Source organism: Pseudomonas sp. BN606, assembly GCF_029873115.1.
In the GTDB taxonomy this organism is placed as follows: Bacteria; Pseudomonadota; Gammaproteobacteria; order Pseudomonadales; family Pseudomonadaceae; genus Metapseudomonas.
In genome coordinates this window covers 77,197-91,496 of record NZ_SSOF01000088.1, presented here as the reverse complement: position 1 = coordinate 91,496, position 14,300 = coordinate 77,197, and the positions used below count along the sequence as shown (strand labels likewise).

Sequence of the window (14,300 nt, the reverse complement as noted above, 5' to 3'; positions counted from 1 at the left end):
TCAGCCGCGACCGAAGAGGGTCACGATGCCTGCGCCGCCCAGGCCCAGGTTGTGTTGCAGGGCGTGCTGGAGACCTTCCACCTGGCGGGCCCCGGCGGTGCCGCGCAGCTGGTGGGTCAGCTCATAGCACTGGGCAAGGCCGGTGGCGCCCAGTGGATGCCCCTTGGAAAGCAGGCCGCCGGACGGATTGATCACCACCTGGCCGCCGTAGGTGTTGTCGCCGTCCATCACGAACTTCTCGGCGCCGCCTTCCGGGCAGAAGCCCAGGCCTTCATAGGTCAGCAGTTCGTTGTGGGCGAAGCAGTCATGCAGTTCGCAGACACGGATGTCTTCCGGACCGACGCCGGCCTTCTCGTAGACCTCGGTGGCGGCCTGGCGGGTCATGCCGACGCCAACGATGCTGATCAGCGACGGCGGCTCGAAGGCTTCCGGCTTATCGGTCACCAGGGCCTGGGCCAGGATGCTCACGTCGGTGCGCAGGCCGTGCTGCTTGGCGAAGCGCTCGGACACCACGATGGCCGCGGCACCGCCGCAAGTGGGCGGGCACGCCATCAGGCGGGTCATCACTCCGGGGAAGATCACCTGGTCGGCCATCACTTCCTCGGTGGTCACCACCTTCTTGAACACCGACAGCGGGTTGGTGGCGGCATGGCGGCTAGCCTTGGCGCGAATGGCGGCGAAGGTTTCCATCTTCGTGCCGTACTTCTGCATGTGTTCGAGGCCGGCGCCACCGAAGAACTTGAGGGCGTCGGGCATGTCGCGGCCCTGGGGGAAGATCGCGTCCGCCACTTCGTGGCCCTTGCCATAGGTGATCGGACGGTCGAGCCAGTGAGACTTCAGGGCGCCGGGCTGCATCTGTTCGAAGCCGAAGGCCAGGGCGCAATCCACTGCGCCGCTCTCCACCGCCTGACGCGCCAGGTACAGGGCGGTGGAGCCGCTGCCGCAGTTGTTGTTGACGTTGATCACCGGGATGCCGGAGAGACCCACTTCATAAAGGGCCGACTGGCCGCTGGTGGAGTCGCCATAGACGTACCCGGCATAGGCCTGCTGGACCTTGCCGTAGTCCAGTCCGGCGTCCTGCAGCGCCAGGCGGATGGCTTGCGCACCCATCTCGATGTAGGTACCGCTCTGGCCGGGCTTGGCAAACGGGATCATGCCGACACCGGCAACATAGACTTTCTGCGACATCACTTTCTCCAAGGTCAGGTGACAAGGTCTGGGCTGCGCTCTGCGCCAGATGGCAAATGCAGCACCCCTTGGATCGATGGTTGCGCAGCGACGAACAGCCACGCCCCCCCTCGTGGAGGGGGCGTGGGCATGCGCGGCCAAGGGGGGATGTCGAGGGGTGCGACGGGAGGGAAAAATCCCCCCCTACTGGAGGGGGATGGGTAGGGGGCGTCGGGGATAGCGTGTGCTTGCGGTCCTGAAAAAAAACAAGAAAGACTCCACAGAGGAACCAACACGTGACACAGGCAAGACATGCAACCTCATTGATTCAGCGCACGCCGGCCAGCGGTTCCACTCGCGGCCTGGCGGCCTTCCCTCCCCGGTTGCTGGCGGCTGCGGTCGCCCTCGGCACCTGCGCCAACGCAGGCGCGGTCAGCTTCCAACTGGGGGAAATCGAAGGGCAATTCGACTCGTCCATTTCCGTCGGCGCCAGTTGGGCAGTCCGCGGACCGGACCCGATGTTCATCAACTCTGCCAACACTCAGGGGCTGCGTGGTAAGTCCGCCACCCGAACCGCCGACGACAACCGCAAGAACTTCAAGAAAGGCGAGACTTTCTCGAAGATCTTCAAGGGCGTGCATGACCTGGAGCTGAAGTACGGCGACAGCGGCGTGTTCGTGCGTGGCAAGTACTGGTACGACTTCGAACTGAAGGACGAGCACCGCCTGTTCTACGATATCGACGACAGCGGCCGCGACGACCTGGCCAAGGCCTCCGGCGCCGAGTTCCTCGATGCCTTCGTCTACCACAACTACAGCCTGGGAGACCTGGCCGGCAACGTGCGCCTGGGCAAGCAGGTGGTGAGCTGGGGCGAAAGCACCTTCATCGGCAACTCGATCAACAGCATCAACCCCATCGACGTCGCCGCCCTGCGCCGTCCGGGTGCCGAGGTGAAGGAAGGCCTGATCCCGGTGAACATGTTCTACATCTCCCAGGGCCTGACCGAGAACCTAACCGCCGAAGCCTTCTACCAATTGGAGTGGGACAACTCGGTGGTCGACAACTGCGGCACCTTCTTCGGTTCCGATCCCCTGCCCCAGGGCTGCAACGACCGCCTGGTGTTCGCCGGCCCGGACCTCGCCCCCGGCGTCGCCAACAACACCGCGACCGCCGCACAGATCCTCACCAACGCAGTGGTGGATGACGTCTACATGCCGCGCCTGGAAGACAACGACCCGCGCGACAGCGGCCAGTACGGCGTTGCCCTGCGCTGGTTCGTGCCGGAGCTGAACGATACCGAGTTCGGCTTCTATGCAATGAACTACCACAGCCGCAACCCCTACCTGAGCTTCAAGCAGACCACCGTCGCACCGATCACAGCGGCACAAATCGGCGCCCTGCCCGCCGCGGCCCGCCAGGTCGCCGCTGTGCAGAACCAGTTCAACCGGGTTCGTGCCGCACGCTACTTCGTGGACTATCCGGAAGACATCCGCCTCTACGGCCTGAGCTTCCAGACCACCGTGGGTGCGACCTCCGTGGGTGGCGAGCTGAGTTACCGGCCGAACATGCCGCTGCAGATCAACACCGCTGACCTCAACCTGGCTGCGATCCAGTCCACGGACACCGACTTCCGCACCCAGACCTCCCCGGTCTTCACCAGCGGCAAAACGGCGCGGGTTCTCGGCGGTGACCTGCCTGGCTACAAACGCATGCCGGTCATGCAGGCGCAGGTGACGGCCACTCAGTTCTTCGACCAGGTCATGGGCGCCAGCCGCCTGACCCTGGTGGGTGAAGTCGGCTACAACCGCATCAACGGCCTGGGCGACGCCGACGGCACCGATATCCGCTTCGGCCGCAGCCCGGTCTATGGTGCGGGTCAGTTCCCCGGCACCCAGAACACCACTGTTTGCGCCACTTCGACCAACCCCCAGAAGGAATGCAACAGCCACGGCTTCTACACCACGGACTCCTGGGGCTATCGCGTTCGCGCCAAGCTCGATTACCCGAACGTTGTCGCCGGCATCAACCTCTCGCCCAACCTGGCCTGGTCCCATGACGTGGACGGCTGGGGGCCGAACTTCGAAGAAGGTGCCAAGGCCGTCAGCGTCGGGCTCGATGCCGACTACCTGAATACCTACACCGCGAGCCTCAGTTACACCGACTTCTTCGGCGGCAACTTCAACACCAGCACTGACCGTGACTTCGTCTCGCTCAGCTTCGGCGTGAACTTCTAAGCCGAAACCGGCAGAGGGTATTTCCATGAAAGCAAGCATGATCATCAAAACCGGCGTCCTGGCGCTGTCGCTGCTGGCCACCAGTGTCATGGCCGCTGTTTCCGAGCAGGAAGCGACTCAGCTGGGCACCACCCTGACCCCTCTGGGTGCGCAGAAGGAAGGCAACGCCGACGGCAGCATCCCGAGTTGGGAAGGCGGCCTCAAGCCAGGCGCCGCACCGGTGGACGCCAAGGGTTTCCTTGGCGATCCGTTCAAGGACGAGAAGCCCTTGTTCACTATCACCGCAGCCAACGCCGAGCAGTACAAGGACAAGCTGACCCCCGGCCAGCTGGCGATGCTCAAGCGCTACGCCGACACCTACAAGATCCCGGTGTACCCGAGCCACCGCACCGCCTGGGCACCGTCGAACATCTATGACGCAGCGAAGAAGAGCGCCACCGGCGTGCAACTGGTCAGCGATGGCAACGGCCTGGGCAACTTCTCCGACTCGCGCTACTACGCCTTCCCGATTCCGAAGAATGGCGTCGAGGTCTACTGGAACCACGTGACTCGCTATCGCGGCGACAACATCCACCGCTGGGCGGTCCAGGCAGTGCCACAGGTCGATGGCGCGTACACCATTGTCGAAACCGAGGACCAGAACAGCTTCCCGCAGTTCATGGACGGCGTGAACGCGGAGGAAGCGAAGAACGTCCTTTACTACTACATCTTCGCGGTCAACGCGCCGGCACGCCTGGCCGGTACTGTGTCCATGGCCCACGAGACCATCGACCAGGTGAAGGACCCGCGCAAGGCCTGGACCTACAACGCCGGCCAGCGCCGCGTACGCCGCGCGCCCCAGCTCGCCTACGATGCCCCAGGCCTGGCCGCCGACGGCATGCGTACCTCCGACAACGCCGACATGATGAACGGCTCGCCGGACCGCTATGACTGGAAGCTGATCGGCAAAAAGGAAATCTACATCCCCTACAACAACTACAAGCTGCAGTCGCCGAACCTGAAGTATGCCGACATCGTCAAACCCGGCCATATCAACCAGGACCTGACCCGCTACGAGCTGCACCGCGTGTGGCACGTGCAGGCCACCCTGAAAGCGGGCGAACGGCACATCTACGCCAAGCGCGACATGTACTTCGACGAGGACACCTGGGTGCTGTCCGAAGTCGACCATTACGACGGTCGCGGCCAGCTCTGGCGAGTAGGTGAGAACTACACCTACACCAACTATGAAAAGGGCCTCAACGCCCCCGCGGCTCAGGGCTTCTATGACCTGATCGCCGGCCGCTACATAGTCGCCGCCATGAGCAACGAATCGAAGCTCGCACCGCAGTACGGCCAACGCACCAAGATGTCCGAGTTCACTCCCGCCGCCCTGCGCAACGCGGGTATTCGCTGACCTCGTGGGTTGAAGCACGAACAACGCCCCGCAATTGCGGGGCGTTGTTCATTCTTCGGCAGAGGCTTCGGCGCCAGGCGCGCTGCCCCTCTCCCCCAGCCCCTCTCGCGCAGGCGGGCGAGGGGTGACTCGCACCGGCCGCGCCCAAACCATCCTGAAGCCCACGCGCCGCGCCCATGTAGGAGCGAGCTCTGCTCGCGAACAACCCGGCTAAACAGGCTTCTGCTCGAGGCTCGCGGCCCTCTCCCCCAGCCCCTCTCCCGCAGGCGGGCGAGGGGCGACTCGCGCCGGCGACGCCCAAACCATCCTGAAGCCCACGCGCCGCGCCCATGCAGGAGCGAGCTCTGCTCGCGAACAGTTCGAGTGTTTGGGGCCCATATCGGAAGACAAAGAAAGCCCCCGGCCCTCGCGAACAGGAGGCTTGCGCAACCAGCGCCGCGCTACATCCCGGAGTACTGATCCATCAACTCGCCCATGCGCTCCAGGTAATCCCTGCGGCCAAGGTGCAGGATGTGGTTGCCGGGGAACCAGTGCAGCGCGCTGCCCGGCCAGTGCCGCTGCAACAGGCGCAGGTGGCGCGGCATGGTCACCCGGTCACCGGCACCACCGATGATCAGCATGCGCCGACCGTCCAGGGGCGAGGCGTAAGTCAGCGGGTTGTGCACCGCCAGCAAGCCGCGCATCTCAGCGACGCCCACCCCCTGGCTGCGCATCAATCGTGACAGCAGCAGGCCGGTGGGTTGCCACTCGAGGAACGCGTCGATCGGGCTGACCGCCGGCACGATCGGAACGCAGTACGCCAGACGATCGTCGACAGCCGCTAGCAGCGCCGCGGTATAACCACCGAGGGAGATGCCCGCCACGCCGATATACTCGACTCCCCGCCCCTGCAGATAGTCGATGAACACGCGCAGGTCGTGGATCGCATGCAAGGGTGCTTCGTTGAAGGAAACGAGGCCACTGCCGAACAGGCCCTGCCCGCTGAACCAGGAGCCACGCTCGGCGCGCCGACCATGGTGCGGATAGGTGAATAGCAGGATGTCGTAGCCGCGCTGGTAGAAATCGGCCAGCGACAGCGCGTGGGCGTTAAGCCAATGCGGGTCCGCGGCAAAGCCATGGATAACGATCAATGTCGGCCTGGGCCGGTCGCCATGGCACCAGTGCTGGGCATGGGCGCGGGTATTGCGCTGCATGGCAGCGAAGCGCGGACGCGCGTACGGGTTCAAAGGCTGGAAGGGGCTTGCGAAGCTCAGCTGGAAACGCCGGATCCCGTCCCCCGACAGTGTCTGTGCCTCGACCACGATGTCCTTGGGCGGCGGCAGGAATACCCGTGAGGCATCCCCTCCCCGCGCCAGCGGTTCGTAGAAGCGCAAGGCGTCGAATTCTTCCTGCATGCGGCTGCTGTCTTTCAGCGATGCCAGCACCGCGGCGGCGACCGTGGTCGACAGAGAAGTACGCATGGCCCGCTCGACCGCTGCGGTGCCGCGGACCTTCAATGGATGCATGGAGTCCAGGGCCGTCCCGTCCGCATGCAGCCAGAAATCCTCCGGCAGCCGTTCCCACCAAGGGCTGCGCGAACGGTCTGCCACCCTCTCGCCTGCACACCTCTCTTCGTTCAACACGCGGATTCTCCCGGCAAAGTCCAGCCCATCGCCCCGCCGACCGGCACCAGGGCGTTCTACGGTGCCGACAGATTAGAGGCAGGCCGAGCGTGCATGTCCCCCCAAACAAGGGGGGACGTGTTGCACCTGTGAGCGACGAACATGGCGTACCTGAGTGAAGAGAGGCCGGAGGCCTCGTTCGCCAGGTCGATTGATCCAGCCGATGGTTCAACCTCAGCCACCACCTTGCGGGTACCCCAACGATGAGCAAACTCAGCGGGCAAGATGCGCTGTTCCTGAATGTCGACAGGCCCCATGCGGCCTCGCATTGCACCATGATCTACATCTATGACCAGTCCACCGTGGAAGGACAGCGCCTCGGGTTCCGCGAGATCGTCCGGCATATTTCCGATCGCCTGGATGTTTCGCCGGTGTTCCGTCGCAAGATCGTCCAGGTCCCCTACGGTCTCGGCTATCCGTACTGGGTGGAAGACGATCTGTTCGACATCGACTTCCACGTCCGCCACTTCGCCCTGCCCAAACCTGGCGACTGGCGGCAGTTCTGTATCCTCGTTTCGCGCATTCACGCCCGCTCGGTTGACCTGGCCCGCGCGCCCTGGGAGATGTACGTCATCGAAGGTCTGGACAACATCGAGGGCATTCCAAAGGGCAGCTTCGCCATCCTCACCAAGTCGCACCATGCTGCCATGGATGGCACTGCAGCGGCGGAGCTGACCTGGGCCCTGCACGACATCGCCGGCGCCCAGGGCAGACCCGTCGCGGTGGTCCCCGACAGGCCGCCGGCAAACCCACGCCGGCCGCTCTGGGGACCGCTGGACACGGTGAGCCGCATGCTCACCGACAACATCTCGGCCTCGGCGCGGATGGCCCGGCCGCTGGCCCGGGTGCTGCCCAAGCTGGCAATAGCCGGCCTGCGTTCGATGGCCCGTTCGGTGCTCGCCCCCGGGGGTGGCGCACCGCGCACCCGCTTCAATACCAATGTCACCGCCGGCCGGGTCTGGAACTCGGTCACCCTCGACCTCGCAACGGTGAAGCAGATCAAGGCCCTGGTGCCGGGGGCGACGGTCAACGATGCAGTTCTGGCCATCATCGGCGGAGCGATGCGCCGCTACCTGGAGGCGAACGATGAACTGCCGGACAAGTCACTGGTGACTCTGGCGCCGGTCAATACCCGCCAGGGCGGGGAAGCCGCAGCCAGCGGCAATACCATCTCGATGGTCACCTTCCCCTTGCGCACCGATATCGACGACCCGCTTCAGCGCCTGGAAGCGGTGTTTACGGCCACGTCGGAGTCCAAGGCGATCCAGGACGGGATCGGTGCCGAGGACCTGACCAACCTGCAGAAATTCGCACCGCCGGCCACCCTCGGCCTCGCCGGCCGCCTGGCCACCCTGATGGGCATCGGCGGCAAGGGCCCGGTGATCCTGCACAACTGCATGGTGACCAATGTTCCCGGCCCCAACGTGCCGCTCTACATGCTCGGTGCCAAGCTGGTCTACTGGTGCGGCGTCGGGCCGCTGGTAGATGGTCTCTCGCTGATCTGGAACCCAACCAGCTACTGCGGAAAGATGTTCGTCTCGCTGACCAGCTCGCCCAACGTAGTGCCGGACCCGGACTTCCTTGCGCAATGCCTGAAGGACTCATACGAGGAAATGCAGGCACTGGCCGAGGCCGTCGAAAAACCCGTGACGAAGAAGCGGGCTGCTCGGCGATCATAGGGTTCGGTAGGTAGCCTGGATTCCCTCCGGGCTACGCATCCCCGGCCATTTCTGCAAACGCAAAAAAGGCCGATCCGGAATCCGGATCGGCCTTTTTCGTTGTCCGGACCTTACTCGAAGATCACCTTGCAGCCGCTCTCGGCCCAGACCTCGACCATCTCCTGGTAGCGGTCTTCGATCAGGTTGCGACGAATCTTCAGGGTCGGCGTCAGCAGGCCGTTGGCGATGCTCCAGGGCTCACGGACCACCACCAGGCACGCCAGCTGCTCGTGGGGCTCGAACTGAGCATTCACCTCGGCGAGGAACACCTCCAGCTCGGTGGCCACCGCATCACGACCCTCGGCGCTGGCCAGGGTGGCACGGGTATCCGGCGACACGTTGAGCAGTGCCAGCGGTTGCGGCAGACCGACGCCTGTCACGCAGGAGGCCTCGACGCGCGAATGGTTGCCGAGCTTGGCCTCGATCGGCACAGGGGCGACGTACTTGCCCTTGGCAGTCTTGAACAGTTCCTTGACCCGGCCGGTGATACGCAGGCGCCCTTGTTCGTCCAGTTCGCCACGGTCGCCGGTGCGGAACAGGCCATCGGCGGTGTAGCTCTCGGCGGTCAGCTCGGCCTGCTTGTAGTAACCCAGCATCTGCGCGGGACTCTTCACCAGGATTTCACTGTTGTCGCCGATGCGGCACTCGACGCCCGGAATCGCGGCGCCAACGTAGCCGACGCGCACCTGCCCCGGCAGGCTGAAATGCGAGGTGCCGAAGTTTTCCGACATGCCGTAGCCCTCGAGCAGCTCCAGCCCCAGTTGGCGGTACCACTCCATAACCTTGACCGGCAGGGGTGCGGAGCCGGACAGACCGGTGTGCACCTGGTCCAGGCCCAGCGCGGAAAGGATCTGCGCCTTCATCAGTTCGCCCTCCACCGGATCGGCGAAAGCGGCAGCCTGGACAGCCGCCGGAATCCGCTCGTTGATGCCCTGGTAGAACTTGCCCCACAGGCGCGGCATGGACAGGAAGATGGTCGGCCGCGCACGACGCAGGTCTTCGCTGAAGGTTTCCAGGCCAAGGTTGAAGAACACCCGGCAGCCGCTGAACAGCGACACGGCTTCCACCACAGCCCTTTCGGCGGTATGGGCAAGTGGCAGGTAGGACAGCAGGCGGTCGCCTGATTGCGGCCCCCGGCCCTTGTCGTACATGCAGCCGGTCACTGCCGGAGCGTTGTACATGCTGCCGAAGCTGTGCATGACGCCCTTGGGATTACCGGTGCTGCCAGAGGTGTAAATGATGGTTGCCAGCTCACCCGGCTCCGGCAGCGCCACGTTTTCCAGCGGAGTGGCGGCAGCCACGATGCGCTCCCATGATTCACCCTCGCCACAGGCCGACATCGGCAGGTCGATCAATGGAAGTCCAGCGGGAACCCCTGCACGCACGGCGCCCCAGCCGGCGGCATCGCCATCCAGTCGGCCGACGAACAGCAAGCGCACCTCGGCATGTTGCAGCACGTATCCCACGGTGTCGGTATTGGCGGTCGAGTACAGCGGAACGCTGATATGCCCAGCCATCCAGATCGCCAGGTCGGCGATGATCCAGTGGGCCGTGTTCTTGCCGAAAATACCGATGGAGGATCGCGGTGGCAGGTCGAGGGACACCAGGTAGGCGGCCATCCGCCGGGCCTGGTCGCCGACCTCGCGCCAGCTGTAGTCGACCACGCTGCCGTCCGGCAGGGGCTGGGTCAGGTAGATGGCATCAGGCGTGCTGCCCTCCCAGTGGAGGAAGCGGTGCAACAGCGTAGGGTGCTCATTGTTCTTGTTCATGGCGTGTCCTGCGTCTGAAGGGTGGTGTACCACCCATTGAAATTGTTCTGTTGGGCGGCGAAAAAAGCGCCGCGTCGGCTCACTCGCGCTGATAGAGGGTGGTTACCACCGTGCCGTCTGCCCCGGTCTGGTGCTGCAGGGCGATGCGCGCATCGGCAACCTGACGCCGGCCGGCGTTGCCACGCAGTTGATGCACCAGCTCGATGCATTGCGCCAGCCCACTCACCGCCGGTGCCTGGCCCAGCGAGAGCAGGCCCCCGGAAGGATTGACGACCAGGTTGCCACCATAGGTGTTGTCGCCATCTTCGACCAGTTTCTCGGCGCTTCCCTCGGGGCAGAAGCCAAGTGCCTCATACAGCAGTAGCTCGTTGAGGGTACTGCTGTCGTGCAGTTCGCACACCTCAATCTCCTGCGGCCCCCTGCCCGCTTGCTCATACAGCTCCCGCGCGGCGGCGACGTTGACCTCGTAGCCGGTGCAAGCGAAGGCTGATGCCGGACCGAAACCGGACACCTGAACAGGCGAAACGCAGGCCTGGGCGATGATCCGCACGACAGGACGATTGCCACGGCGACTGGCGAGCTCGCTCGAACACAGCACAACGGCCGCAGCGCCGGAGGTGGGCCAGGCGAACTGGGGATGGGTAAGCGGCTCGGCGATGGTGCTGGCGTCCAGAACGTCATCGAGGGTCAGCGCGGAGGTGAACACGGCCAGGGGGTTGAACTCGGCATGCTGACGCGCCTTGACCGCAATCATGGCGAAGGTTTCTCGCCGGGTCTGGTAGCGCGCCATGTACGCCCGCGCCGTCGCACCGAGGCGCTCGAACATGGCCCCCAGGTCCGGCAGCGGTGCCGGTGCGCCCTGCACACCCAGTACCAGCACGCACTCGGTCAGACCCAGTTCGATAGCCTGGCAGGCGTGGTACAGGAGAGTGCTGCTTTCCTCGCCTTTCGGCAACTGCTGGAGCGGTACGTGCCCCAGCCCCGTCTGCTCGAGAGCCCGCTGCAAGGTCCCGCCATCCATCAGTCCCGAGGCGGCGAAGACGGTTCCGATATCCCGCGCGGACAATCCTGCATCCGCCAGCGCTTGCCGTACCGTCTCGCCGACCAGGGCGGTCGGGTTGGCGCTCAGCGAGGCCGGGCTGAAGGGGGACATGCCTACGCCAATCACATTGACGCAACGTTGCATCGTGCTCTCCTGAAATAGAAAGCTGCCGCTTCCGGGGCTCGGAAGCGGCAGGTGGCCAAGGGGTCAGGCCGGCACTTGCTCGAATATCTCGACCGAACCGCCCTTGAGCACTACTACGTCACGCTCAACGGCGCGGGTCTCGAATACAACGCGAGTCGGCGACTCGCGCCACATACGGGTTTCCAGGGTGTCGCCCGGCATCACGATGGCTGCGAAACGCACGCGGATGCTCTTGAACAGGCGCGAATCGTTGTTGCAGAACGCCTTGATCACATGGCGACCGGCGTAGCCGAAGGTGCACAGGCCATGCAGGAACGGCTTCTCGTAACCGGCCTTGGCCGCGTAGTCCGGATCCACGTGCATTGGGTTCCAGTCACCGCACAGGCGGTACAGCAGGGCCTGGTTGACCTCGGTCTGCTCGGCGATCACCGCGTCCGGCACGCGCTCGGGCAGCGGAGCGGCCGCCACGCTCGGCACGCGCTTCAGGCCAGCGCCCGGAGTGCCGGTGTAGAAGCTGGTGAACTCGTTGTAGTACAGCGGGGTGCCGTTCTCGTCGGTCGTGTGGATTTCCAGCACGCTGACCGAGCTCTTGCCTTTGTCCAGCGCTTCTTTCAGACGCATGGTGTGCTTGAGTTTGGCCTTGGGCGGCATCGGGCGGTACATCTCGGTGTACTGCTCGCCGTGCAGGCCCTTGGCGAACGGCAGCTCCAGACCCTCTAGCGTCGGCTTGCCGGCCAGGATCGCCTTGAGGAACACCTGGGTCGCCGGCAGCACCGCCATGGTCGGCAGCACGCGGAACTCTTCTCCCTTGAACTCGTTGATGTAGAGCAACTCGGTGCGGTCCAGTGGGTCCTTGGCGGCGCCCACGGCCAGCGCGTAGAGCGCGGCGTCGGTCTGGGTGTATTCGGTTTCCAGGGTGGCGACGGCGTTGGCGGCCACTTCCATGTCGACATACTGGTTACCGCCGATGGCGTTGCCGGCCATGCGCTCGAACAGCTCTTTGAAGCCTTCGCCGCCATTGGCGTGATGCACGCTCTTGTCGTCGAAGCGGGTGATGCGTTCCCAGTTCTCGCGCACCAGTTCCGGGCTCAGCGAGTCGGTGTGCAGGAAACGGCCGTAGGAACGCTCCCAGCGGTACTTGGCGTGGAAGCCGCCACCGACCTCGAACAGGCCGCCTGTGTCCTGGCACTCCTCGCTGCACAGCCAGCCCACCAGCGGAGCGACGTCTTCCACCTTCAGCTTGTCATGCAGCTCTTCGGGGAAGATGCCGCTGGCGATCACCATGCGCGAGGCGGCGATCGGGGCGATGGTGTTGACGCGGATGTTCTTGCTCGCGCCTTCGATGGCCAGCGAGTTGGTGAAACCGATCAGGCCGGACTTGGCAGTCGAGTAGTTGCACTGGCCGAAGTTGCCGAAGATGCCGGCGCCGGAGGCGGTCATCACGATGCGGCCGTAGCCCTTCTCGCGCATGATCGGCCAGACGGCGTGGGTCAGGCGGAAGGCGCCCTTCACGTGTACGTCCTGGATCAGATCCCACTGCTCTTCGGTCATCTTGTGGAACGAGGTGTCGCGCAGGATGCCGGCGTTGTTGATCAGGATGTCGACGGTGCCGAATGCCTCCAGGGCGGTGGCGACGATCTTCTCGCCCTCGGTCACCGAGTTGTAATCAGCCACGGCCTCGCCACCCAGGGCGCGGATTTCGGCGACCACGGCGTCGGCCGCGGCGGACGAGCTGCCCAGGCCAGCGGTGGTCACGCCGAGGTCGTTGACCACGACCTTGGCTCCACGGGAACCCAGCAGCAGGGCGTGGGCACGACCCAGGCCGTTGCCGGCGCCGGTAACGATGGCGACTTTGCCGTCGAAGCGAATTTCTTGAGACACGTTAGGGCTCCTCTCCTGAAGAGATAGTTGTTATCGCGACACAGGGCACCGGCGCCCGGCCGTCCAGGTGGACGAGCCGGCGCGGATACCGATTGCGGCCGCAGCTAGGCTGAAGGTCGCCCTCACAGGGTGCGGGCGATGATCTCCTTCATGATTTCGTTGGTGCCGCCCCAGATGCGGTTGCCCCGCGTATCGAGGTAGAGCCTCGCAATGGGGTACTCGGTCATGTAGCCGTTGCCGCCGTGCAGCTGCAGGCAGGCATCGACCACCCGGCTGCTCAGCTCGGCGGTCCAGTACTTGGCCACCGCCGCCGTTTCTGCGCTCAGTTCGCCACGCAGCAGCAGTTCCATGCAGCTGTCGATCCAGGAGCGGCCGATCTGCACTTCGGTTTTCAGTTGCGCCAGGGTGAAGCGCGAGTTCTGGAAATCGAGCACCGGCTTGCCGAAGACCATGCGCGTGCGGGTGTACTCGACCGTGTGCTCGAGGGCCGCCTCGGCCTGGGCCTGGAAGCCCACGGCGCCGATGATGCGTTCCCAGGCCAGGTCGTGCATGAGCTGGTAGAAGCCCTGCCCTTCAATCCCGCCGAGGACGTTCTCGGCCGGCACGCGGCAGTCGTCGAAGAACAGCATGCTGGTGTCCTGGGCGTGCAGGCCGATCTTCTCCAGTGGTTGGGAACGGGCGAAACCCTCGCGCTCCTTCTCCACGATGACCAGCGAGATGTCCTTGGCGCTACCGCTGTTGCCGGTCTTGCACACCACCAGCGCCAGGTCGCAGGAGGCACCGTTGGAAATGAAGGTCTTGGAACCGTTGAGGACAAACTCATCGCCCTCACGCACGGCGCGGGTCCTGACCGCCTGCAGGTCAGAACCGGTGTTGGGTTCGGTCATGGCAATGGCGCCGACCGCCTCGCCTGCGATCATTCTCGGCAGCCAGGCCTGCTTCTGCGCCTCGGTGCCGTAGTTGAGGATGTAGAACGCGACCAGACCGTGCACGCCGAAGCCGATCAGGCCAGTGGCGCCCACGCGCATGAATTCCTCGGCGAAGATCATGTCGAACAGCCGGTCGGCGCCAGGACCACCGTATTCTTCGGGCATGGAAGGCAGCAGCATTCCCAGCTCACCGGCCTTGCGCCAGACCTCGCGAGGGACGCATTTGTCCTTCTCCCACTGGGCATGGAAGGGCGCGACCTCCTCCTCCATGAACCGACGGCAGGCGCGACGGAACTCTTCGTGCTCGGAGCTGAACAGGGTACGGGGGATCAGATATTCCATTGCGTATTCCTCTGCGA

At 64.6% G+C, this 14,300-nt stretch carries 9 protein-coding genes; 3 read left to right on the top strand and 6 right to left on the bottom strand.

The window, feature by feature from the left end; translation table 11 throughout:
* The gene (locus E8E75_RS28715; protein WP_153920205.1) at positions 1-1,188 is read right to left on the bottom strand and encodes a lipid-transfer protein; all 1,188 of its coding nucleotides are present in this window, start codon (positions 1,186-1,188) and stop codon (positions 1-3) included.
* A 305-nt stretch (positions 1,189-1,493) separates the two neighbouring features.
* Here E8E75_RS28715 and E8E75_RS28710 point away from each other — a divergent pair, with 305 nt between their 5' ends.
* Positions 1,494-3,401 carry a DUF1302 domain-containing protein gene (locus E8E75_RS28710; protein ID WP_280360169.1) on the top strand — a complete coding sequence of 636 codons (1,908 nt, stop codon included), beginning with the start codon at positions 1,494-1,496 and terminating at the stop codon, positions 3,399-3,401.
* A gap of 25 nt (positions 3,402-3,426) precedes the next feature.
* Positions 3,427-4,797, top strand: a complete 1,371-nt coding sequence (locus tag E8E75_RS28705; protein ID WP_280360079.1) for a DUF1329 domain-containing protein — start codon at positions 3,427-3,429, stop codon at positions 4,795-4,797.
* Between the two features lie 440 nt (positions 4,798-5,237).
* On the opposite strand, the gene E8E75_RS28700 is transcribed toward E8E75_RS28705, so the two are convergent.
* Positions 5,238-6,257 (bottom strand): abhydrolase domain-containing 18, encoded by a 1,020-nt coding sequence (locus E8E75_RS28700; RefSeq protein WP_256673076.1) that lies wholly within the window; start codon positions 6,255-6,257, stop codon positions 5,238-5,240.
* A 404-nt stretch (positions 6,258-6,661) separates the two neighbouring features.
* Here E8E75_RS28700 and E8E75_RS28695 point away from each other — a divergent pair, with 404 nt between their 5' ends.
* Entirely contained in the window at positions 6,662-8,137 is a 1,476-nt protein-coding gene (locus E8E75_RS28695) for a wax ester/triacylglycerol synthase family O-acyltransferase (RefSeq protein ID WP_153920203.1), read from the top strand.
* Between the two features lie 110 nt (positions 8,138-8,247).
* Here the strand turns inward: E8E75_RS28695 and E8E75_RS28690 are convergent, their stop codons facing one another.
* The 4 genes from E8E75_RS28690 to E8E75_RS28675 form a co-directional block, all read right to left on the bottom strand.
* A complete protein-coding gene (locus E8E75_RS28690) occupies positions 8,248-9,945 on the bottom strand; it encodes an AMP-binding protein (protein WP_153920201.1) in 1,698 nt (565 codons plus the stop codon).
* Between the two features lie 79 nt (positions 9,946-10,024).
* Entirely contained in the window at positions 10,025-11,131 is a 1,107-nt protein-coding gene (locus E8E75_RS28685; RefSeq protein ID WP_153920198.1) for a hypothetical protein, read from the bottom strand.
* A gap of 63 nt (positions 11,132-11,194) precedes the next feature.
* Positions 11,195-13,012 (bottom strand): SDR family oxidoreductase, encoded by a 1,818-nt coding sequence (locus tag E8E75_RS28680; protein WP_280360078.1) that lies wholly within the window; start codon positions 13,010-13,012, stop codon positions 11,195-11,197.
* 122 nt (positions 13,013-13,134) lie between these two features.
* Positions 13,135-14,274, bottom strand: coding sequence for an acyl-CoA dehydrogenase family protein (locus tag E8E75_RS28675; protein WP_256673090.1), 1,140 nt, complete (start codon positions 14,272-14,274; stop codon positions 13,135-13,137).
* Positions 14,275-14,300: the final 26 nt, after the last annotated feature.

Bases quoted from the DNA above. Each gene is read 5' to 3' on its own strand.
- E8E75_RS28715 (WP_153920205.1), bottom strand. From the start codon at position 1,188: ATGTCGCAGAAAGTCTATGTTGCCGGTGTCGGCATGATCCCGTTTGCC.
- E8E75_RS28705 (WP_280360079.1), top strand. From the start codon at position 3,427: ATGAAAGCAAGCATGATCATCAAAACCGGCGTCCTGGCGCTGTCGCTG.
- E8E75_RS28700 (WP_256673076.1), bottom strand. From the start codon at position 6,257: ATGCGTACTTCTCTGTCGACCACGGTCGCCGCCGCGGTGCTGGCATCG.
- E8E75_RS28695 (WP_153920203.1), top strand. From the start codon at position 6,662: ATGAGCAAACTCAGCGGGCAAGATGCGCTGTTCCTGAATGTCGACAGG.
- E8E75_RS28690 (WP_153920201.1), bottom strand. From the start codon at position 9,945: ATGAACAAGAACAATGAGCACCCTACGCTGTTGCACCGCTTCCTCCAC.
- E8E75_RS28685 (WP_153920198.1), bottom strand. From the start codon at position 11,131: ATGCAACGTTGCGTCAATGTGATTGGCGTAGGCATGTCCCCCTTCAGC.